This is a genomic window from Bradyrhizobium sp. OAE829 (genome assembly GCF_040546575.1).
Classification (GTDB): Bacteria; Pseudomonadota; Alphaproteobacteria; order Rhizobiales; family Xanthobacteraceae; genus Bradyrhizobium.
This window is the reverse complement of sequence record NZ_JBEPOE010000001.1, coordinates 4,668,437-4,690,450: the sequence shown is the minus strand read 5'-3', so window position 1 is coordinate 4,690,450 and position 22,014 is coordinate 4,668,437. Positions and strand designations below refer to the sequence as shown.

Sequence of the window (22,014 nt, the reverse complement as noted above, 5' to 3'; positions counted from 1 at the left end):
CTCTTTGGCCCGGAGATCCATACGAGATGGCGGATTAAAGCGAATCCGCCCTACGGCCCTCCGCTCGCGGCACAGAGCTTGGCTTCAACCCATATTCGTCTCAACCGCGAGAGCGGCGACGAAGCGGTCGAGTTCTTCCTCGGTCGTATAGAGCGCGGGGCTGACACGAATGCACTGCCCCCTGGCTACGCCATCGCGGCGCACGGTGAGAACCTTGTGCCTGTCGCGCAAGGCGACAACCAGCGCATTGTTGTCCTCGCGCGATCCCTTGTTCCTGACCCGGAATGAAGTGATCCCTGCGGCCAACCCCGGCTCGTCCGGCGTCAGCACCTCGATGTTCGGCAACGCCCGCGCCTTTGCCACCCAGCGGTCGCGCAGATAGCGCAGACGTGCGGCCTTGGCCGCCGTGCCGATGCTCTCGTGCAACGTCAACGCCAGCGGAAGCGTCAGGATGGTCGCAAAGTTCGCGGTTCCGGTATGGACGCGCGTGCGGATGTCGTTCGGATCGAAACTGCCATCGCCATAGTGCCGGTCGATCGCGTCCAGACGGCCTTTCCGAATATAGAGGAAGCCAATGCCGACCGGCGCCCCGATCCATTTGTGCAGATTGAAGCCGATGAAATCGACGCCGAGATCGGCGATCTGAAAATCGACCTGCCCCCATGAATGCGCGGCGTCGAGAATGACGTCGATGTTCTTCTCCCGCGCCATCGCGGCGATTTCCTTGACCGGGATAATCAATCCGGTGCGATGGCTCAGATGGGTAAGCAGGATCAGCTTCAGCTTCGGCGTTTCGCGGATGGCTTTGGCGTAGGCATCGAGAATGGCCTGCCTGGTGGCGGGTTCCGGCAGCGCGATCTTGAAAACGCCGACGCCGCGCCGCTCTTTCAGCCACTCCATTGCGAATTGCATCGAGTCGTAGTCGAGATCGGCGTAGAGAACTGAATCGCCGGCCTGGAGGCGGTTATAATTGACAATGAGATTCTGCAGCGCCTCGGTCGCCCCCCGGGTGATGGCGATCTCATCCTTGTCGACACCGGCCGTACGTGCGAGCGCGCTGACGACCGCGTCGGAATCCGCGCCGAATTTGGTGCGGGCGTAGGCGGTATTCTGTTGATTGATCCTCTCCGTCTGGCGAACGAATTCAGCAAGAACCGGCCTGGCCATGATGCCCCAATAGCCGTTCTCCAGATTGGCCATGCTGCGATCGACGTCATAGAGCGACGCGACTTGCTCCCAGAACGCCCGGTCCTGCGCGATGCTGTCGCCAGTCCGCGTGAACGACGGAAGTGACGATGCGCCATTTTGCGCGCTGGCGCTGCTGGCCGTGACGATGGCCGCCGCCGTGCCACCCAGCACGCCGCGCCTGGAAAACTGCGGGGTCCGGTTCATGATAGCCTCCCTCGGATCAGGGGCGCTTGATCTCAATTTGAGACGACAGCTTCATGACATGCACGTAGGGCGGGTTCGCTTTAACCCGCCGATCCATACGAGATTGCGGATTAAAGGGACGTCGCTCTACCAGCTTCAATTTAGCACAGTCAGCCGGCACGTGGTCTTGATTTCGGCGAAAGAGATGCCGAAGTTTCGCAGGCATCAACGTCAGGAATGAATCATATGGCCACCTTTATCCTCATCGCCGGAGGCTGGCAGGGCGGCTGGGTCTACCAACAGGTGGCCGAGATACTTGCCGCGCACGGGCACACAGCCTTGCCGATCACGCTTTCAGGGCTCGGCGATGCGCCCGCCCCGACGGCCAATCTTGAAACTCACATCGGTGAGGTGGTCAGTGCCGTGAAGTCGCAGCAGGGCGACGTGGTCCTTGTCGGACAATCCTACGGCGGAATGGTCGTGAGCGGCGCAGCGGATGCTGTGCCATCGCAAATCCGGGCGCTGGTCTATGTGGACGCCTATGTGCCTGATTCCGGCGACTCGGTCTGGTCGCTGACGACGCCGCGGTTTCGCGATATGTTCATCGCGGGCGCGAAGGCCGACGGACTAAACTGCGCGCCGCCTCCCACCCTTGACCCGCGATGCCGGCCGCATCCGATGGGGACGTTTCTGCAATCAATCAAGCTCAGCGGACGCTGGCGCGAGGTGCCGCGCAAGACCTTCGTCGGAGCGCATGGATGGCAAGGAAGTCCGTTCCTTGACCTCTATCAGCGCCTGAGCGGCGAGCCGGAGTGGACGACCTTTGCCTTCGATTGCGGGCACAATGTAGCACGGCTGCAGCCCGAGGCTTTGAGCGAGATACTGCTGGCTCAGGTCGCGTAGGGCGGGTTCGCTTTAACCCGCCGCTTTGTGCGAGATGGCGGATCAAAGGGAATCTGCCCCACGGCCCTCGGCTCGCTCGCGAAGGCGATCTATCCATTCGCCTTCGAAGCCAACCAATGCACGTTCAACCGGCCAACCCGGCGCTGTCTCGATCAGATGCAACAGGGTCCACGCAAGTCCGAAGCAACCGTCTGGACCGAAGAGTTTCACCAGCGCGCAAGCCTCTTCATCCGTGACAGGCGTTTGAACCTTCGACATCTGCTCCTCAAATGCTTGCATCGTTGGAACGGTAGCAACCGCAGAGCTCGGAAGCGGTCCAAGTACGAGAAGCGCGCTGATCGCTTGCTGCATTTTTCTCTCCGCTACCACCCATAGCTCGCGTAGGGCGGGCTCTCTTTAACATGCCATCTCGCAATCGTGCGGCGGATTAAAGAGAACCCGCCAACGGCGCTTCCCCCGTCATTGCGAGCGAAGCGAAGCAATCCACACTTGTTTTCTTGGCTGCTATGGATTGCTTCGCTACGCTCGCAATGACGGTTGCGGGAGCTTCGCGCCAACAATGCAAAAAAATCCGCCGGAGAAATCTCCGGCGGATCGTTGTTGTCGCGTAACCTGAGGCAGTCCTACGCCTTCATGTTCGCCTTTACCGCCTCCGCCGTGATCGGCAACGCGCGGATGCGGGCGCCGCAGGCGTTGAAGATGGCGTTGCCCAATGCAGGCGCGATCACCGTCACCGCCGGCTCGCCGACGCCGGTCGGCTTTTCGCCGTTGGCGATGACGTTGACGGCGACTTCCGGCACCTGGCTCATCCGCAAGGGCGTGTAGGTATCGAAGTTGGTCTGCTCGATACCGCCATCCTTCAGCGTCGCCTTTTCATACATCGCGAGCGAAAGGCCCCACAATGCTGCGCCCTCGACCTGGGCGCGTATGTTGTCGGGATGCACCTGCATGCCGACGTCGGTGGCCACGGTCAGTTTCTTGACCTTGACCTCGCCGCTCGGCGACACCGCGACATGGGCCACGCAGGCGGTCCAGCTGGCGGTGGCCCGTTCCTGCGACGACACGCAGGCCACGCCCATGCCTTCACCTTTCGGCAATTTGACAGTGCCGTAGCCGGCCATGCCCATCGCCGCGAGCAGGGTGCTGCGCAGACGCTGCGCCCCACCATCGTTCTTGCCTTTGCCGTCGAGCAGGGAGATCCGGTACTCGGCGGGATCCTTGCCGGCGGCGTGGGCGAGTTCGTCGATCATGCTTTCGACCGCCCAGAAGGTCCAGCCCGGTGCGACCGACCGCAGCTGTCCCGACGGGGTGGCGTTGTGCGCCATCTCGTTCTTGATGGCGCGCACATTGTGATTGGGCACGGAATAGAAGAAATCCGCGCCGTTCACGGTGAACGCATCCAGCGGCCCCTTCTTGTCGACCGAAGGCGACAGGAAATCCGGGATGCCCCAGCGCTGGGTCGGCCAGGCGCTGACCACGTCGTGATTGAGCGCGATCAGCTTGCCGTCGCCGTCGAGGCCCGCCTTGACCTTCTGGAAGGTCAGCGGCCGCGAATAGTCCATGGTCATGTCGTTTTCGCGGGAGTAGATCACCTTGACCGGCTTGCCGACGGCCTTCGCCGCCTGCACCGCGGGCACCATCATGTCGGCGTCGAGACGCCGGCCGAAGCCGCCGCCCAGCCACATCTGATGCATCACGACGTACTTTGGATCGATCCCGGCGGCGCCCGCCGCGATCGCGCCGGAGCGCGTCGCGAACTGGTTGCCGGAATAGATATTCAGGATGTCGCCCTTGAACTCCGCGGTGGCGTTCATCGGCTCGAGCGGCGCGTGGATGTTGATGCTGGTGGTGTACTCCGCCTCCAGCACCTTCGCCGCCGTGCCGAACGCGGCCGCGGTGTCGCCGTCCTTGACGAAGAACTGCCCGGAATCATCCAGTTTCTGCAGCCGCTTCGCCTCTTCGAGCAGCGACTCGCTCGACAATTTTGCGTTCGGACCACCGTCATAGGCGATCTTCAGCGCTCCCGCCGCTTTCTTCGCATTGGCATAGGTATTGGCTACCGCCACCACCCAGCCAGTCGTGCTGCCGGTCTTGTCGTCGAGCGTCACCGCCTTGATGAAGCCCGGCACTTTCTTGGCCGCGGAATCATCGACCGATTTCACCGTGGCGCCAAAGCGCACCGGCGGGGTCACCACAGCGCCGTAGACCATGCCCGGCACATTGACGTCGATGCCGTATTTGGCCGTGCCGTTGCTCTTCGGGGGAATGTCGAGCTGCGGCACGGAAACGCCGACCATGGTGTATTGATCCGGCGTCTTGAGCTTGATCGCCTTGAGCTCATCCGGCGTGAAGGTTTTTGTAATTTTGCCGCTCTTGACGATGTCGGCAAAACTCATCGACTTCTTCGACTTCGGATGCGACACGGTGGAATCGCGCACCACCAGTTCGCCGGCGGGAACGCCCATGATCGTGGCCGCCGCCTGCGTCAGCGCGATCCGCCCCGCGGCGCCCGCGCGGCTCATCGCATCGAAGTTCATCATCGTCGACCAGCTGCCGCCGGTGATCTGCGCGCCCAGGACGGGATCGTTGAACTTCGGATCGTTGGAGGCCAGCTGAACCCGCATGTCCTTCCAGGACGAGCCGAGCTCTTCGGAAACGATCTGCGCCATGGTCGAGGCGATGTGCTGGCCCATATCGGCCTTGCCGCACGTCACGGTGACCAGGCCATCCGGCCCGATCGAGTACCAGACGCTGGGATCGAATTTGGCCGGTGCCGCCAGCGCCTGATCGGCGCCGAGCAGGCCGGGAACGGCGGAGTAGCCGAGCGCAAGGCCTGCGGCGGCGGTGCCGACGAGGAAGGAGCGGCGGCTGAGGTCGGCGGGTTCGCCGGAGATCTTTTTCACGTGCGTATTCATGTGGGCCTCCGCTCGGTGCCGGCGTTGGACGCGGTGCGCATGTCGGCGGCGGCGCGCAGAATCGCCTTCTGGATGCGGGAATAGGTCATGCAGCGGCACAGATTGCCGTCCATATGCGCAACCACTTCTTCCTTGGTCGGATTGGAATTCTTGGACAGCAGCGAAGCCGCCTGCATGATCTGGCCGGACTGGCAGTAGCCGCATTGCGGTACCTGCTCGAGGATCCAGGCCTTCTGCAGCGGGTGATCGCTCTTGGGGCTGAGGCCTTCGATGGTGGTGATCTTCTTGCCGACGGCGTCGCTGACCAGGGTCTGGCAGGACCTGACGGCTTCGCCGTTGACGTGAATCGTGCAGGCGCCACACAGGCCGGCGCCGCATCCGAATTTCGTGCCGGTCATCTGCAATTGCTCGCGGATGACCCATAGCAGCGGCGTATCGCCCGCCGCTTCGACGGACATATTCCGCCCGTTGATATTCAGATTTGGCATTTGCGCTCCCCTTCCGGTGTTGGAAGCCGCTTACGGCGGCAACTCACTGTTGGGCCAACCCTTTGCTGGGCATTGGCTGACACCCACCGGGTCGATGTCAGTCGGCGCGCAGAATGATCCCGATCGGAATTAGAGGCAATGCAATTTGGAATCGTTCGAAGAGAATAAAATTTTGAAAAATCCGGTTGTGCGCTGCGGCAAGGTCTTGCGCGCGCCATTGATTTGGAATGCGCCGGCGTGGGCACGGTCCGCCATTTCCGCATTTCCCAACCGCTGACGGATCGCGCTAGGATGCCGAAATTACGCATGATTGTTTTGGGAAAATCGCAATGCCGAAGATCAACCGTGGCGACGTCAACATCTATTACGAGGTGCATGGCAGCGGCCCACCACTGCTGCTGACCCACGGTTATTCCTCGACATCCGGGATGTGGCAGGGCCAGATCGAGGCGCTGTCGAAACATCACAAACTTGTGTTGTGGGACATGCGCGGCCACGGCCAGTCGGATTATCCCGATGATCCGGCAGCCTATAGCGAAGCGTTGACGGTGGCCGACATGGCAGCATTGCTCGACGAGATCGGCGCGGACAAGGCCGTTGTCGGCGGGTTGTCGCTCGGCGGATACATGTCGCTGGCGTTCTATCGCAACCACCCCGAGCGCGTGCGGGCGCTCCTGATCATCGACACCGGACCCGGCTTCAAGAAGGACGATGCGCGCGAGGTCTGGAACAAGCGCGCCCATGGCACCGGCGACCGGTTCGAGCGCGAGGGACTGGACGTTCTGAAATCCGCCAGCCGCGAACGCTCCAGCGTCAGCCATCGCGACGCGTCGGGACTGGCGCGGGCCGCGCGCGGCATGCTGATCCAGCGCGACGCGCGCGTGATTGAATCGCTGCCCGACATCAAGGTGCCGTCGCTGGTGGTGGTCGGCGCCGACGACACGCCGTTCCTGGCCGCATCCGATTACATGGCCGCAAAAATTCCGGGTGCGAAGAAGGTGGTTGTTCCGGCCGCCGGCCACGCCGTCAACATCGATCAGCCGCAGGCTTTTATCGAAGCGGTGCTGCCGTTCCTCGATGGCCTCGATGCAAAGGCAAGCGCGAGGGCCGCGACATGAAGGCGATTGCCGCGGCTTCTCTGCTTCTCGTCGCCAGCGCCGCACCTGCGCTTGCGCAAAAGCTGCCGCCGTTCGGCGGCCCCTACCCGCCCCCGTTCACAGAAACCCTGTCGAACACCACGCCGCTCGCATTCGGCATGGATGCGATGGAAGCCGAACGCGCACTTGGAACGCCGCTCAATTACATCAAGGGACGGCCGGGCGATGAGGTGTTCCTCACGTTTCGCGATCTCGGCGGCAGTGGATTGTTTCCGAGCAAGCACCGGCTCTATCTGCAATTCCGCAAAGGCCGGCTGGCGGGCTGGAAGGGCGACTGGGGTCACAACTGGATGTGGCAGTAACCGCCGCCTTCCCTGCAACAGGCTCCGTGCAACCCTTCGACAAAAAGCAACTGTTCAACAAAAGCAACACCGCAACAAAAAGGATAACACGTGGGACAGGATATTACACTGACGGCTTCGGACGGTTTCAAGCTCGGCGGCTATCGCGCCGATCCGGCGGACGCGCCCAAGGCGGCCATCGTGGTGATCCAGGAGATCTTTGGCGTCAATCACCACATTCGTTCGGTGTGCGACCGGCTGGCGGGCGCCGGCTATGTCGCGATCGCGCCGTCGATCTTCGACCGCATCACCCCGAATTTCCAGAGCGGCTATTCGCCGGACGAAGTCGCGAACGCGCGCAAATTCGTCGCCAATCCGGATTGGGCGGCGATGCTGCTCGACACCCAGGCCGCGATCGATGCGGTCAAGAGCGTCGGTCCGGTCGGCATCATCGGCTTCTGCCTCGGCGGCAGTATCGCGTTCGCCGCCGCGACCAAACTGACTGATCTATCGGCCGCGGTCGGCTATTACGGCGGCGCCGTCGTCCGCTTCGCCGACGACAAGCCGAAAGTGCCGACGCAACTGCATTTCGGTGAAAAGGACGCCGGCATTCCCCTGACCGACGTCGAGACCATCAGGACCAAGCGACCCGACGTCGAAGTCCATGTCTATCCCGGCGCGCAGCACGGCTTTCACTGCGACGAGCGGGCCAGCTACGACAAGACCAGCGCCGACATCGCCTGGCCGCGCAGCCTCGATTTCTTTGCCAGGCATTTGAAGTGACGACGTAGTCGTCATTCACCGCCGTCGTCCCGGCCTTGGGCCGGGACGGCAATGACTACTCGCCCTTGACGCCGGTGGCTTTCACCACATCCGCCCAGCGCGCGGAGTCGCGGCGCAGGGTGGCTGCGAAGGTTTCCGCCGTGCCGCCGACCGGCATCAGGCTGACCGTCTCGAGCCCTGCTACGCCCTCGGGGGATGCGATGATGCGGGCCAGTTCCGCGGACAGTTTCGTGACGATGTCCTTGGGCGTTGCAGCGGGCACGAAGACACCGACCCAGCCTTCGGCCTCGAAGCCGGGGAAGCCGAGTTCGGCCATCGTCGGCACGTTCGGCAACTGGGTCCTGCGCTTTTCGCCGCCGACCGCCAGCGCCCGGACCTTGCCCGCCTGGATTTGCGGGCCGGCCGTGGTCAGATCGACGAAGCCTGCGGTCACCGTGTTGTTGAGCAGATCGTTCACCAGCGGCGCCGCGCCACGATAGGGAACATGGGTCATGTCGATGCCCGCGTTCTTCTTCAGGAGTTCGCCGTAGAGATGCGACGTCGTCGCGTTGCCGAACGAGCCGTACGGCACCTTGCCGGGGTTTGCCTTGGCGTGATCGATCAGTTCCTTGACCGTCTTGATCGGCTGCGCCTCGGGGACCGTCAGCACGATCGTCGACAGCCCGACCTGGGTCACCGGCGCGAGATCCTTGAAGACGTCGTAGGGCAGTTTCGCAATCAGGCTCGGCGCCTGGATGATCTGGGTGATGGCAACCAGCACGGTGTAGCCATCGGGCTGCGCCTTGGCGACGTAATCATTGCCGACCACACCGCCGCCGCCCGACTTGTTTTCGACGACGACGGGCTGCTTCCACGCTTCCGACAGTTTGTTGGCCAGGAGGCGTGCCGAAACGTCGGTGGCTCCGCCCGCGGGATAGGGCACCACGAAGGTTATTCGCCGCTCCGGATAGGACTGCGCCGCCGCCCGGTCGGCGGACACGCACACCGCCGTCATGGCGATGCCTGCGATCATTGCAGCTGAAATGGCGGTGCGCACGAGCTTGATTGGCAGCCGGATGCTCATCTTATCTCCAAGTGATTTTGATAGGTTGATTTCGCTGGATTGCTTTGACGGCGGCTTATGCCGCTGGCCTGTGAGAGGCAAGTTCCGATCCGGCGCTTCGCGCCGAATGCGCTGATTCACCACAGCCAGCCAATGACACTGATAACGGTAATGCCGCTGCACGGAATGATCGGACAGCGCCGCTAGAACCAGCGCTCGCCGACCAGCACCGTATCGCCCGGGCTGATCGAGGTACCGGGCGGAACGACGTAGCGCGCGGTTCCCGAACCATCGGTGTGCGTGACCGTGACCCGATCCCGCCGCGCGCGCGGCGAAAAACCGCCGGCGATCGCGACCGCGCTCTCGACGGTCATGTTGGGCACGTAAGGATATTGTCCGGGCGCCGCCACTTCGCCGAGGATGAAGAACGGCCGATAGGCTTCGATCTCGACCGCGACGGAGGGATCACGGATGAAGCCGGCGCGCAGTTTGGCTGCGATCTCGGCCGCGAGTCCGGCGGGCGTGCGGCCGCGCGCCGGCACCGAGCCGATCAGCGGTATCGTGATCGAGCCGCCGGCATCGATCGCGTAGGTATTGGTGAGGCCTTCCTGGCCGTAGACCACGACGCGCAGCCTGTCGCCGGCATCGAGATGATACGACGTGTCATATCGGACCGGTTCCGCATAGGCGACGGGCGCTGCGACAACGACGGGCGCGGGCGCGTAAACCTGACGCGGCGCTCTCGCAAAGGACGCGCGCATCGCGCTGATGGCGCCGCCGCCGCTATTGTCCACGACGGCAACCGGCGCCGCGCCATAGGTGATGGCGTCGAGATCGGCTTGCGGCGCGACCGCGACGGGTCCGGCCGTGCGCATGCACCCCGACAGAGCGAGCGCGGCCATCATCGCAGTGATCGAAAATCGAAACGCGCGCGCAACTCGCACCGGAGCATCCTCAAAGCGAGACAGCTCTAGTCTTGCACCGGTTATGGTTAACAAAGCGTTTTTTTGGGGTGCGGTGCCGTAACAGAACACAGCGAGCAGACCACCGTCATCGCCTGCGACAAACGCGAAGCGTTTGCGCAAGGGAGCGAAGCGACAAAGCAATCCATCCTATCCCGCACGGAGAGATGGATTGCTTCGCTTCGCTCGCAATGACGGCCTAGGCGGCGTTCACACCAACGCCGATCGGGCACGACACGCCGGTGCCGCCGAGCCCGCAATAGCCGGCCGGATTCTTGGCGAGATATTGCTGGTGATAGTCCTCGGCAAAATAGAATTCGCCTGACGGCGCGATCTCGGTGGTGATGGCGCCAAGACCCTTGGCTGCCAGCGCCTTCTGGTACATCGCCTTCGACAAGTCGGCGGCTTTGGCTTGCGCATCGCTGCGCGTGTAGACCGCGGAACGATATTGGGTGCCGACATCGTTGCCCTGGCGCATGCCCTGCGTCGGGTTGTGATTTTCCCAGAACGTCTTCAGCAGCGCCTCAAAGGAGATCTTCTTCGGATCGAACACGACCAGCACCACTTCGGTGTGACCGGTGCGGCCCGAGCAAACTTCTTCGTAGGTCGGATTGCGCGTGTGGCCGCCGGCGTAACCGACGGCGGTCGCAAAAATGCCCTCGCCGAGCTGCCAGAACTTGCGTTCGGCGCCCCAGAAACAGCCGAGCGCGAACACCGCCTGCTCGAGACCATCAGGATAAGGCGGCTGCAGCTTGCGGCCGTTGACGAGATGGGTTGACGCGGTCGGGATCGGCGTGGCGCGGCCCGGCAGCGCTTCGGCGGCACTCGGCAACGCGGTGGTCTTGCGCATGAACAACATGGATTGCCTCCAGGCGGAACATCGGCTGGCGCGCAAACGACGACAGCCGGCTGACTTCTATATAAGGCTTTACGCGGGTTACCGCAGCTCTGTTACGCAGGCCTCCATTACGCAAGCCTCCTACGCAAGCCTTTGCAACGCCGGCCTTTGCCGAACCAAAGCCTGTCAGTCCCGCGAATAGCCGATCAGCGGCTTGCGGGGCCGGAACAGGATCATCAAGAGAATGCCGAACACGCCCAGCACCGCGAAAACCGGCTGGTCCAGCAGGACCTTGATGACGCTATTCCAGAGCCAGGGCGCGGCCCCCTCGACCGACGTGCGAAACGCCAGCTGGCTGGACTGGTGGATGTCGTTCCAGAACTGCCCGAACCGGGTGAAACGCAGAGTCTGGTCGGCGACATACCGTGCGCCGTCATAGACCATGAAGATGAATCCGCCGGCCAGGAGCAGCAGGCCAATTAGCCGGAAGAAACCGCGGATCATGCGTCACCTTATACCTGTCGGGCCCGGAAGGCCGTCAGCCCAATACCGGGCTCCCCTAATAAATTCAACCTCGTCAGCACCTTATGCGCCATTTCCGGCCGCATTTTCCGATTTTTGGAGGGTCCAGAAAGCGTTGACGGTGCAGAACCAGCCCTCTATAAGACCCCCAATGGCGGCGGGCGCAATCCCGCCGCCGCTGTTCTTTGAGCCGCGCCGCGGTGGGAGCATTTTGGCTCCCGAGCATGGCGACCTCAAGGACACCCTGAAACACACCAGCGCAATTTGAACGGCCGGCGCGCTCAAGCCCGACCACCCGAGCGATGACAGCCGAAGGATAGTAGAGAACATGGCAAATACCACTTCCGCCAAAAAGGCGACCCGCAAGATTGCCCGCCGCACCATCATCAACAAGTCGCGCCGCACCCAGATGCGTGGTGCGGTTCGCACCGTCGAAGAAGCCATCAAGAGCGGCGACCGCGATGCAGCGTTGAAGGCGATGGCGCGCGCGGAACCGGAACTGATGCAAGCTGCGCAGCGCAACATCATTCACAAGAACAACGCGAGCCGGAAGGTGTCACGCCTGACGCACCAGATCGCCAAGCTCGCGAAATGAACTGACGAAAAAAAATATTCGTCAAAGAAGCCCGGCTTTGGCCGGGCTTTTTCTTTTTCTAGTTCGATTGTCCCGTTGCTGCACAGCAGAGCGCGTGTCATATTTCTTCGGCCCCGTAGTTTTACGCGGTGCAGTTTGTTGCAACGGCAATGCTGTGCGCAGACGCGAGATGCACAGCGAGTTTTGCTGCGCGAGATTCAAAAACACTCCCGCTGTTTGCTGAAAAAGCCACGCGAGAGTTACCCTAAAAAAGAATCGCGAAAAACTTCGTCTCGCTAATCACTTATCCACATAGCGACTTCAAGCGGTTTGAAAAATGGTCTGCGCAAGCGCGATTGTAACGGTTTCTTAAAATTTTTCTCGAGTGCGTCGAAAATTGTCACGATGAGCAAGCGCGCGCGAATCTGTTCACGAATCCAAAACGTTGCTTTCGAGTGTCACAATTGCAACCCGGCCACACAGCCGAGGACTCGGTCACACACGTCGATTCACGGATTGTCAGAATTTCCGCTTGGTGTACATCTAGTGTCGTTCGCGACGCCCGCGGCTCTCCAGACCAGCGCGGTTTGAGACCCAAGGGTGGACGTGCAAATCGGCGGCGGTGTGCGCGTTAGCGACGCTTTCCAAGCGATGCTAAGTAGGTAACTCATAGCAATATGAGAATGGTTGTTCTGTGTCTAAATTTCTCAGGCGTGGCGTGCATGTTCGCGTGTCGATGACTAGGGAGATAAGGCAAGTGTTGGCAACCGCATCGTTGGAACGCGTAGTGCGTGAACGTGTTGAAGACGACAGACTGAGGTTACGCGGCGGCGCAGCGCCGGGCATTCGATGTTCGGTAGCGGCAGACTGACTTTGAAAAACACTTTCGACATGACAACTCGCCGCGTTCTCGCGGCGAGAGGGGGAGGCACTATGCTTTACGGAATCGCGGCATTAGACGGACGCATTTCACAACAGACCGTATTGGTTGTTTCAGCCTTCTTTTCCAACCATTCCTCGGTGCGAACTCCGGACGGGCCGTCGAGTACGCGCTGACCTCACGGGAAACCTTCTTCTCCAACTGACAATCTGACCAGCGGCGGTTCGCGCCGAACGGTCGATCCATGTCCGGAGTTGAAGTCCCGTTTGAGGTCGCGCCTTGCAGCACCCCTGTTGGCAGGAACCCTGCAAGGCGATTCAGCAACGAACATTACTCTTTCAGAGAAGTTATCAGGCAATGACGAATATCGAACAGGATCGCTGGTCGCGGGTGAAGGGTCGGTTGCGGACGACGGTAGGCGAAGACGTCTATACGAGCTGGTTCGCGCGCATGGATCTGGAAGGCGTGCAGGACGAGAACGTCCATCTGTCGGTTCCGACCCGGTTCCTCAAGAGCTGGATCCAGGCGCATTACGCCGATCGCGTTCTCGCCTGCTGGCAGGCCGAGATGCCTGAAGTGCACCGGATCGACCTCACCGTGCGCACGGCGATGCGATGCGCCGCACCCGCAAAGGAAGCTCCCGCGCCGGCCGATCAGCGCCGCGTCGAGCATGCCAACGGTCGCCCCGCGCCCGAGTTGCGCGCCACCGCGACCGCGCCGGTGTCCGCGAGCCATGATGCGCTCGGCGGCTCGCCGCTCGATCCGCGTCTCACCTTTGCAAGCTTCGTGATCGGCCGCTCCAACACGCTGGCGCATGCGGCGGCACGCCAGGTCGCCGAAGGGCGCCGCGGCGATCCCGTGATGTTCAATCCTCTCTATATTCACGCCGGCGTCGGCCTCGGTAAAACCCATCTGCTGCAGGCCGTCACGTGGGCCGGCAATTCCGGCAACGAGCGCAAGGTGCTCTATCTCACCGCCGAGAAGTTCATGTACGGCTTCGTCGCGGCGCTGAAGACGCAGACGGCGCTGGCGTTCAAGGAAGCGCTGCGCGGCATCGATGTGCTCGTGATCGACGATCTGCAGTTCCTGCAGGGCAAGTCGACGCAGGCCGAGTTCTGCCATACGCTGAACGCGCTGATCGATGCCGGCCGACAGGTCGTGATCGCGGCCGACCGTCCGCCGTCCGATCTCGAAAGCCTCGATGATCGCGTGCGCTCGCGGCTGGCCGGCGGCCTCGTCGTGGAAATGGGTTCGCTCGGCGAAGAGCTTCGGCTCGGCATCCTCAAATCGCGCGTCGCCGCGGCCCGTGCCCATCATGCGAGCTTCGACGTGCCGGAACCGGTGCTGGACTATCTCGCGCGCACCATCACTCATAACGGCCGGGATCTCGAAGGCGCCATCAACCGGCTGCTCGCGCACTCCAAGCTCAACGCCCAGCCGGTGACGCTGGAAATGGCCGAGCGCGAGGTCCGCGACCTGATCCGTCCGCAGGAGCCGAAGCGGATCAAGATCGAGGACATCCAGCGCGTGGTGGCCCGGCAATATAATGTCAGCCGTTCGGACCTGTTGTCCTCCCGGCGTACCGCCAACGTGGTTCGCCCGCGCCAGGTCGCGATGTACCTGGCCAAGACGCTGACGCTGCGGTCGCTGCCCGAGATCGGCCGCCGGTTCGGCGGACGCGACCACACCACGGTGCTGCACGCCGTGCGCAAGATCGAGGCACTCGTGTCCCGGGATACCGCGCTGTCGGAAGAGGTGGAATCGCTGAAGCGCCAATTGCAGGAATGAATTCTTCTTCGCCCTGCCTCCTGAGGGGGCAGGGAGAAGGTTTTCCTACCGCAAAACGTGGGGAACGGCAGCGCGCTCCCTGCCACTTGCCCTTGCGCTTGGGCTCTATCCGCGCCACCTTGCGGTCCCCCCGAAGGTTTGATCAAGTCCCATCTTGATCCGGCTTTCGGGTTTCAATGGCCGCGGCGCGCCTTCAGGGCCGCCCGGCTTTTCCATCTAAGGGATCAGGCGGGTATTGCAATGAAGGTCACCGTCGAACGCGCGCAACTCCTGAAATCGCTGGGCCACGTCCATCGCGTGGTCGAGCGCCGCAACACCATCCCGATCCTCGGCAACGTGCTGATCCGTGCCGAAAACGCCAAGCTGTCGCTGAAGGCGACCGACCTCGACCTCGAGGTGACGGAAACCCTGGCGGCGGAAACCGGAACCGCCGGCTCGACCACCGTGCCGGCGCACATGTTCTACGACATCGTCCGCAAGCTGCCCGACGGCGCGCAGATCGTGCTGGAAGCCGACGGCGACCGTTCGGTGCTGGCGATCCGCGCCGGCCGCTCGCGCTTCACGCTGCAGACCCTCCCCGAAAGCGATTTCCCCGATCTGGCCGCCGGCGACATGACGCACTCGTTCTCGCTGGCCGCCGCCGACGTCAAGCGCCTGATCGACCGCACCCAATTTGCGATCTCGACCGAAGAGACCCGCTATTACCTCAACGGCATCTATCTGCACTCGGCCGGCAGCGCCAAGGCTGCGACCCTGCGCGGGGTAGCGACCGACGGACACCGGCTGGCGCAGATCGATCTGGTGCTCCCGAAGGGCGCTGTCGGCATGCCCGGCGTGATCGTGCCGCGCAAGACCGTCGGCGAGGTGCAGCGGCTGATCGAGGACAATGAAGCCGAAGTCTCGATCGAATTGTCGCAGGGCAAGATCCGCTTCACCCTCGGCAATGTGGTGCTGACCTCGAAACTGATCGACGGCACCTTCCCGGATTACGGCCGCGTCATTCCGCAGAACAACGACAAGGAACTGATCGTCGACAAAAAGGATTTCGAGGCCGCGGTCGACCGCGTCTCGACCATTTCGAGCGAGCGCGGCCGCGCGGTGAAACTGGCGTTGTCGGCCGGCAAGCTGGTGCTGTCGGTGACCAATCCGGATTCCGGCAGCGCCACCGAAGAACTCGAAGTCGAATACGCCTCCGACGCGCTCGATATCGGATTCAACTCGCGCTATCTGCTTGATATCGCCGCCCAGATCGAAGGCGAAGTCGCGGTGCTGCGGCTGGCCGATCCCGGCTCCCCCACGCTGGTGCAGGACAAGGACAACAAAGGCGCGCTCTACGTGCTGATGCCGATGCGGGTGTGAGGGATTACTGTCATTGCCGGGCTTGACCCGGCAATCCATCAACTTCGAAAATGACCTATTGGGTGTACATTCTCGCAAGTAAGCCCGGTGGAACGCTATATATTGGCGTGACAAACATCTGGTGCGGCGCGTTTACGAGCATCGAGAGGGCTTGGCAGATGGCTTCACCAAGAAGTACGGCATCAAGACACTGGTTTATTTTGGGCCGCACGATGCAATAGCCCCTGCGCTGCAACGAGAAAAGAACATCAAGCATTGGTCGCGAGAGTGGAAAATCGACCTGATTATCGCGAGCAACCCCGACTGGCGAGATTTATACGAAGAGATTGTCCGCTAGCGCGGACGATGGATTGCCGGGTCAAGCCCGGCAATGACAGGTCACCATGACGCCCTCCCGCATCCACAAGCTGACGCTGACGCACTTTCGCAATTATCGGGCGGGGAGCGTGCAGACGCGCGGCGACGTCGTGGTGCTGGTGGGGCCGAACGGCGCGGGCAAGACCAATTGCCTCGAGGCGATCTCGTTTTTGTCGCCGGGGCGCGGATTGCGGCGCGCGACGCTGGAAGATGTCGCCGACAATCAGGGCGACGGTTCCTGGGCGGTCTCCGCCGAAGTCGAGGGCGCGCTTGGGCTTGCGACGCTGGGCACCGGCATCGATGCGCCCGGAAATGAAAACAGTTCTACCGGCCGGCGCTGCCGGATCGACCGTGAGCCGGTCGGCTCGGCCACCGCGTTCGGCGATCATCTGCGCATGGTGTGGCTGACGCCGGCGATGGACGGGTTGTTTCTTGGCGCCGCCTCGGAACGGCGGCGCTTCTTCGACCGGCTGGTGCTGGCGATCGACAGCGATCATTCCAGCCGCGTGTCGGCGCTGGAGCGTTCGCTGCGCTCGCGCAACCGGCTGCTCGAAGTGCGCAATTACGACGACCATTGGTGCGACGCGATCGAGCGCGAAACCGCCGAGCTTGCGGTCGCCGTCGCCGCCACCCGCGGCCAGACCGTCACAAGACTCGCAGCGATGCTGCGCGAGCGCGGTGCGGCTTCCGCGTTTCCGTCGGCGCAGATCATGCTCGACGGCTGGATGGAGAATGCGTTGGTGAACGAGCCCGCGACGGCCGTGGAAGATCGTTACCGCGAGATCCTGCGCGCGAGCCGCCCCCGCGACGCCGCGGCCGGCCGTACGCTGGACGGTCCGCATTTGACTGACCTGCAAGTGGTCTACGCGCCGAAGAACATGCCGGCGCGCGATGCCTCCACAGGAGAACAGAAGGCGCTGCTGATCGGGCTGGTGCTGGCCCATGCCACGCTGGTCGCCGAGATGACCGGCATCGTGCCGCTGTTGCTGCTCGACGAGGTCATCGCACATCTCGATCCGGGCAGGCGCAAGGCGCTGTTCAATGAGCTGGAAAAACTCGGCGCGCAGGTCTGGATGACAGGCGCCGATCCGGCTGCATTCGCCGATATCGGCACGTCCGGCGAGGTTTTCGACGTGGATTCCGGCCAAGTCTCCCGTCGCGCCTGAGCCCGGTTGAACCTCAACGCCCACCCGCGCGACTAGACTCCAGCAATCGCGCCACGCCGCGCGGCCATCGCTGCTGCGCCTGTCAGGCATCGGCAATATCCGGAGATACCCATGTTTGGAACGACGCGCGGGACGCTGGTCCCGGCACGAAAACATCTGTTTGCTTTCACCCTCGCGGTGATCGCCTGCGTGCCGGTTGCCGCCAGCGCCGACCCCGACATGCTCGATGTCCGCACCCTGCCGCGGCTCGAGGGCGCAGTGGAACAAACGGCCAGCACCAAAAGCCATCAAATAACCTACGACGTTCCGACCGCCGCCGTGGTCACGACCGCAGCGGTGAAGCAATTGTTGGTTGCCGACGGCTGGAAGCAATTTGTGCGCCCACTCGAAAACAGCAAGTCCTCGTCGAACTTCAAGAAGGGACGGCTAGGACTGCAGGTGTGGGTCTCGGCCAAGCCCGATCAATCCACCATCGGTTACAGCGCCACCAGAGCCTATATGGACTTGCCGTTCCCGCCAGGTGCTGCCGACATCATGTTTGACGAGTGGCGACCCTATCTCGGCTGCATCGTCCCGACTTCGTTCGACGCAACGCTCGACTTCTTCCGCAAGGAGATGGAAGCGAGCGGCTGGAAGCCGCTCGAAGCTGCGGAGGCGGCCGCGCGCTGGCCGAACGCGCAGCTCAGCGCGACGATCGAGAATGGCGTGCGCGCCTATTACGCCCATGATGACCGCTACGACCGGCAGCTGCCGGTCATGCTGACATTACAGCGCCGCGACGACGGACGGACCGGCGTGGAGATACGGGTCGCGCCATTTGCGTTGCCCGACACGCTGGAAGCCTATTCCGAAATAGCGGGCCTGCCGAGGCCTAAATCAACCAACACCGAGCGGAGCTCCGGCGATTCCAATTCGGCCCGGCGCACGGTGGAGCTGGCGGTCATTGCCGAAATTCCCGCAACACTGGCCTTCTATCGTCGCGAACTCGCGGCACGAGGCTGGACCGAAGAAGCCAGCGGCGCTGTCGTCACGGCTGATAAAGTCACGTTGAATTTTTCCTCGGCCGAGCAAACCGCCACGCTGGAGCTCAGCCGCCGATATGATCTGACGATGATCAATATTGTCACTCAAATGAAGGAAGCGGTCCTCGCGGCGGCCAGGGCCAAGAAGGAAGCCGACGCGGCCCAGGCCGCCAAGCTGGCGGATGCGCCGCTGCGCGCCCTTGCCGACAATTCGAAGCCCGTGCCGCTGCCGGAGAATGCCGAAGAGGTGCAGTTCGAAGGCGCCAAAGGCCGGATCGATTTCTATTCCCCCTCGAGCGTGAGAGCGGTCGCGGCGTTTTATCGTGAGGCGCTGCAGGCCCAAGGCTGGAAGGAAAAGCCCTCGGTCATCAACGATCCCCGCATGGTCGTGATGGAGTTTTCCAAAAGCGGCAACGCGATGTCGTTCACCGTCATGCAAATGGGTCCGAGGGCGAAGATCATGGCCTCTGGATCGGGTCTGGTGACGGCCGATGCCAGGATGGCCGCCAAGCCCGTTGCGGCAGCACCCGCTCAGGCCTCTAACGCTGCCGGCGCCAAAGCGGCGGCGGTGCAGGTTCTCGAAGCCGACGCCGATCCCGACGCGCCCTTTCCGGTGCCAAAACAGCATAGCGCGATGAGCACGTCGGCGAGCGGAAATCTGCCTGGCAGCGACGCCCGGTTCCGCAGGCAACTTGACGCCAGCATTCCCGCAGAACTCGATGCCGTGCTCGCCTTCTATCGTCGCGAACTCGGCAAACGCCGCTGGAAGGAATCGGCCGAGCGCGCCGTCGTGCAGGCGGACCGCGTGCAACTGGCATTTACCTCTCCCGACGGCCCGGCGATGCTGAAGCTTGGCCGCAGCCAGGATGAGACGTCGGTCATCCTCTCGCAGAAATATCCTGATGTCGCCGCGAAAGCGGACCTCGTACCGAAACCGGGTCAGGCCAAGCTGATGTTCGGCAACATCGGTGGAAGCGAAGCGGCCGTCACCATCAACAAGCAGACGATCAAGGTCGCCGCTGGCGCAGGCGGGCTGCAATCGCCGAAGCCCCCGATTCTCGAATTGCCGCCGGGCAAGTACCGATATTCGGTGAAGGTCGCGGGCCGGCCCGCCCGAAACGATACAATCGAGGTGACCGCCGACGACGGCTGGAGTCTGATCATTCCCCCGAGCGGAGAGGCATTGTCGCTGCAGATGTATTGATACGAACGGAATGGAGCAATCCTCGCGCGGCTTGCTCCATTCCGGCCAAATCGCCCGACGCGCCTGAGCCGGCGGGCGTCCGGTTGAACCTCGACGTCCACCCGCGCGACTAGACTTCAGCAACCGCGCCATCGATGCGCGGCCATCACTGCTGCGCGTCAGGCGTCGGCAAATACCGGAGATACCCATGGTTGGAACGACGCGCGGGATGCTGGTCCCGGCACGGAAACATCTGTTTGCCGTCACCCTCGCGGTGATCGCCAGCGTACCGGTTGCCGCCAGGGCCGATTACACCGCTGACACCATGGTCGATGTCCGCACCCTGCCGCGGCCCGAAGGCGCCGTGGAAAAAACGGCCGAGACCAAAACCCATCACGACAAAACCTATCGATTGACCTACGACATTCCGGCTTCCGTCGCGGTCACGGCCGCGGCCGCGGCGACGAAGAAATCGCTGGCCGCCGACGGCTGGGTGGAATATGTGCGCCCGCTCGAAAACACCTCCTCGTCGGCCTTCAAGAGAGGACGGCAAGGACTGAATATGAGCGTCTGGCAGGGCAAGCAATCCACCCTGTCCTATAATAGCTACATCCCGATTTACGCGAACGTGCCGTTCCCGCCGGGTGCTGTCGACATCCTCTACGACGAGCGGCGGCCCTATCTTGGCTGCATCGCCCCGACCGGGTTCGACGCAACGCTCGACTTCTTCCGCAAGGAGATGGAAGCGATCGGCTGGAGGCCGCTCGAAGCCGCGGAGGCGGCCGCGCGCTGGCCGAACGCGCAGCTCAGCGAGACGGTCGAGAACGGCGTGCGCGCCTATTACAGCCATGATGCCAAGAATGGCCCTCATCAGCAGCGGCCGGTGATGCTGACGCTGCAGCGCCGCGACGACGGACGGACCGGCGTGGAGATCCGGGTTGCGCCATTTGCGATGCCGGAAAAGCTCGAAGCCGCTGACGACGTGTCCGGCCTGCCGATACCGAAGACAACCCAGAGCCTGCGCGGTTCCGGTGATTCCAATTCGGTCGACCGCAGCCTGGACATTGGCGTCGTTGCCGAGCTTCCCGCAACGCTGGCGTTTTATCGCCGCGCGTTTGCGGCGCGGAGCTGGACGGAAGAGACGCGCGGCGCCGTCGTCACCCCGGACAACGTCACGCTGAATTTTTCCTCGGCCGAGCAAACCGCCACGCTGAAGCTCAGCCGCCGATATGACATGACGATGGTCAATGTCGCGACTCACATGAAGGAAGCCGCCCTCGCCGCGCGCGCCAAGGCCAAGAAGGAAGCCGACGCGAAGTTTCTCAGCGATGCGGCGACAATGGCAAAGGAGATCATCGCGGCGGACGAAGTGCGGCGGGTGGCCCAGGCTGCCAAGCTGTCGGACGCGCCGCTGCGCGCCCTTGCGGACAATTCGAAACCCGTACCGCTGCCCGAGAACGCCGAAGAGGTGAAGTTCGAAGCTGCAGATGGCCGCCTCGATTTCTATTCCCCCTCGACCGTGAGAGCGGTCGCGGCGTTCTATAGCGGCGCGCTGAAGGCTCAGGGCTGGAAAGAGAAGCCCTCGCCCATCAACCATGCCGCTATGGCCGTGATGGAGTTCTCCAAAGGCGGCAAGTCGATGTCGTTCACTGTCATGCAGATGGGTCCGAGGGCGAAGATCAGCGGCTACGGGTCGGCGCTGGTGGTGGCCGACGCCAAGATGGCCGCCAAACCCGGTGCAGCAGACGCCGCTCAGGCGTCCAGCGGCGCCAAGGCGGCGGTGCAGGTTCTCGAAGTTGACCCCGAAACCGATGCCGACGCGCCGTTTCCGATGCCCAAGCAGCGTGGTTCGACTGTCTCCCGCGGAAGCGGAAAGCTGCCGGGCACCAACGTTCCATTCCGCAGGGAGCTCGAAATCAGCGTTCCCGCGGATCTCGCCTCCGTGCTCGCCTTCTATCGTACCGAGCTTGGCAAACGCGGCTGGAAGGAATCGGCGGAGCGCGCCGTCATGCAGGCAGACCGCGTGCAATTGGCATTTGCTTCGCCCGATGGGCCTGCACAGCTGAAACTCGGCCGAGCCAAGGACGAGACCACGGTCAGCCTCGCACAGAAATATACCGAAGTCGCCGCGAAGGCCGGCGTGATCCCGAAACCGGGTCAGGCCAGGCTGGTGTTCGGCAACATGGGCGGCGGTGAAGCCGCGGTCACGATCAACAAGCAGACCATCAAGCTCGCAGCCGGCGCCGGCGGGCCGCAATCGCAGAGGCCCCCGATGCTCGACCTGCCGCCGGGCAAATACGCCTATTCGGTGAAGGTCGCAGGCCGTCCGGCACGCAACGATACGGTGGAGGTCACTGCTGATGACGCCTGGGGCCTGATCATCGCCCCGAGCGGCGAGGCATTGTCGCTGCAGATGTATTGAT

18 protein-coding genes and 1 pseudogene are annotated in these 22,014 nt (G+C 62.8%); 11 read left to right on the top strand and 8 right to left on the bottom strand.

Features of this window, described 5'->3' with window-relative positions; all coding sequences use genetic code 11:
* Window positions 1–84: 84 nt before the first annotated feature.
* Window positions 85–1,392: an aminotransferase class V-fold PLP-dependent enzyme gene (locus ABIE49_RS22620; RefSeq protein ID WP_192736328.1), complete on the bottom strand. Its 1,308-nt coding sequence runs from the start codon at window positions 1,390–1,392 to the stop codon at window positions 85–87.
* Between the two features lie 225 nt (window positions 1,393–1,617).
* Between ABIE49_RS22620 and ABIE49_RS22615 the strand changes: the two genes are divergently transcribed.
* Window positions 1,618–2,274, top strand: coding sequence for an alpha/beta fold hydrolase (locus ABIE49_RS22615; protein ID WP_192736327.1), 657 nt, complete (start codon window positions 1,618–1,620; stop codon window positions 2,272–2,274).
* Between the two features lie 42 nt (window positions 2,275–2,316).
* Here ABIE49_RS22615 and ABIE49_RS22610 read toward each other — a convergent pair whose 3' ends face one another.
* The 3 genes from ABIE49_RS22610 to ABIE49_RS22600 form a co-directional block, all read right to left on the bottom strand.
* Window positions 2,317–2,625, bottom strand: coding sequence for a hypothetical protein (locus tag ABIE49_RS22610; RefSeq protein WP_192736326.1), 309 nt, complete (start codon window positions 2,623–2,625; stop codon window positions 2,317–2,319).
* Window positions 2,626–2,897: 272 nt separating this feature from the next.
* A complete protein-coding gene (locus tag ABIE49_RS22605; protein ID WP_192736325.1) occupies window positions 2,898–5,189 on the bottom strand; it encodes a xanthine dehydrogenase family protein molybdopterin-binding subunit in 2,292 nt (763 codons plus the stop codon).
* The gene (locus ABIE49_RS22600) at window positions 5,186–5,677 is read right to left on the bottom strand and encodes a (2Fe-2S)-binding protein (protein WP_192736324.1); all 492 of its coding nucleotides are present in this window, start codon (window positions 5,675–5,677) and stop codon (window positions 5,186–5,188) included. The genes ABIE49_RS22605 and ABIE49_RS22600 overlap by 4 nt, the downstream gene beginning before the upstream one ends.
* A 329-nt stretch (window positions 5,678–6,006) precedes the next feature.
* Here ABIE49_RS22600 and ABIE49_RS22595 point away from each other — a divergent pair, with 329 nt between their 5' ends.
* From ABIE49_RS22595 to ABIE49_RS22585, 3 genes are all read left to right on the top strand, one after another.
* Window positions 6,007–6,795, top strand: coding sequence for an alpha/beta fold hydrolase (locus ABIE49_RS22595; protein ID WP_192736323.1), 789 nt, complete (start codon window positions 6,007–6,009; stop codon window positions 6,793–6,795).
* A complete protein-coding gene (locus ABIE49_RS22590; RefSeq protein WP_192736322.1) occupies window positions 6,792–7,136 on the top strand; it encodes a hypothetical protein in 345 nt (114 codons plus the stop codon). Before ABIE49_RS22595 ends, ABIE49_RS22590 begins: the two co-directional genes overlap by 4 nt.
* Before the next feature lie 90 nt (window positions 7,137–7,226).
* Window positions 7,227–7,898 (top strand): dienelactone hydrolase family protein, encoded by a 672-nt coding sequence (locus ABIE49_RS22585; protein WP_192736321.1) that lies wholly within the window; start codon window positions 7,227–7,229, stop codon window positions 7,896–7,898.
* Window positions 7,899–7,953: 55 nt separating this feature from the next.
* Here ABIE49_RS22585 and ABIE49_RS22580 read toward each other — a convergent pair whose 3' ends face one another.
* From ABIE49_RS22580 to ABIE49_RS22565, 4 genes are all read right to left on the bottom strand, one after another.
* Window positions 7,954–8,961, bottom strand: a complete 1,008-nt coding sequence (locus ABIE49_RS22580) for a Bug family tripartite tricarboxylate transporter substrate binding protein (protein ID WP_192736320.1) — start codon at window positions 8,959–8,961, stop codon at window positions 7,954–7,956.
* Window positions 8,962–9,143: 182 nt separating this feature from the next.
* Complete coding sequence (locus ABIE49_RS22575) at window positions 9,144–9,842, bottom strand: polysaccharide biosynthesis/export family protein (protein WP_354067574.1); 699 nt, start codon at window positions 9,840–9,842, stop codon at window positions 9,144–9,146.
* Window positions 9,843–10,101: 259 nt separating this feature from the next.
* Window positions 10,102–10,761, bottom strand: a complete 660-nt coding sequence (gene msrA / locus ABIE49_RS22570; RefSeq protein ID WP_192736319.1) for a peptide-methionine (S)-S-oxide reductase MsrA — start codon at window positions 10,759–10,761, stop codon at window positions 10,102–10,104.
* Window positions 10,762–10,926: 165 nt separating this feature from the next.
* The gene (locus ABIE49_RS22565) at window positions 10,927–11,244 is read right to left on the bottom strand and encodes a hypothetical protein (protein ID WP_192736318.1); all 318 of its coding nucleotides are present in this window, start codon (window positions 11,242–11,244) and stop codon (window positions 10,927–10,929) included.
* Between the two features lie 346 nt (window positions 11,245–11,590).
* Here ABIE49_RS22565 and rpsT point away from each other — a divergent pair, with 346 nt between their 5' ends.
* The 7 genes and pseudogenes from rpsT to ABIE49_RS22530 all read left to right on the top strand — a co-directional run bounded on the left by rpsT (window position 11,591) and on the right by ABIE49_RS22530 (window position 22,013).
* The gene (gene rpsT, locus ABIE49_RS22560) at window positions 11,591–11,857 is read left to right on the top strand and encodes a 30S ribosomal protein S20 (RefSeq protein ID WP_192736317.1); all 267 of its coding nucleotides are present in this window, start codon (window positions 11,591–11,593) and stop codon (window positions 11,855–11,857) included.
* Between the two features lie 1,216 nt (window positions 11,858–13,073).
* A complete protein-coding gene (gene dnaA / locus ABIE49_RS22555; RefSeq protein ID WP_192736316.1) occupies window positions 13,074–14,504 on the top strand; it encodes a chromosomal replication initiator protein DnaA in 1,431 nt (476 codons plus the stop codon).
* A 240-nt stretch (window positions 14,505–14,744) separates the two neighbouring features.
* A complete protein-coding gene (gene dnaN, locus ABIE49_RS22550) occupies window positions 14,745–15,863 on the top strand; it encodes a DNA polymerase III subunit beta (RefSeq protein ID WP_192736315.1) in 1,119 nt (372 codons plus the stop codon).
* 50 nt (window positions 15,864–15,913) lie between these two features.
* Window positions 15,914–16,200: pseudogene (locus ABIE49_RS22545) on the top strand (GIY-YIG nuclease family protein).
* A 46-nt stretch (window positions 16,201–16,246) separates the two neighbouring features.
* Window positions 16,247–17,386 (top strand): DNA replication/repair protein RecF, encoded by a 1,140-nt coding sequence (gene recF / locus ABIE49_RS22540; protein WP_192736314.1) that lies wholly within the window; start codon window positions 16,247–16,249, stop codon window positions 17,384–17,386.
* 111 nt (window positions 17,387–17,497) lie between these two features.
* Window positions 17,498–19,612 (top strand): hypothetical protein, encoded by a 2,115-nt coding sequence (locus ABIE49_RS22535; protein WP_192736313.1) that lies wholly within the window; start codon window positions 17,498–17,500, stop codon window positions 19,610–19,612.
* Between the two features lie 187 nt (window positions 19,613–19,799).
* A complete protein-coding gene (locus ABIE49_RS22530) occupies window positions 19,800–22,013 on the top strand; it encodes a hypothetical protein (RefSeq protein WP_192736312.1) in 2,214 nt (737 codons plus the stop codon).
* Window position 22,014: the final 1 nt, after the last annotated feature.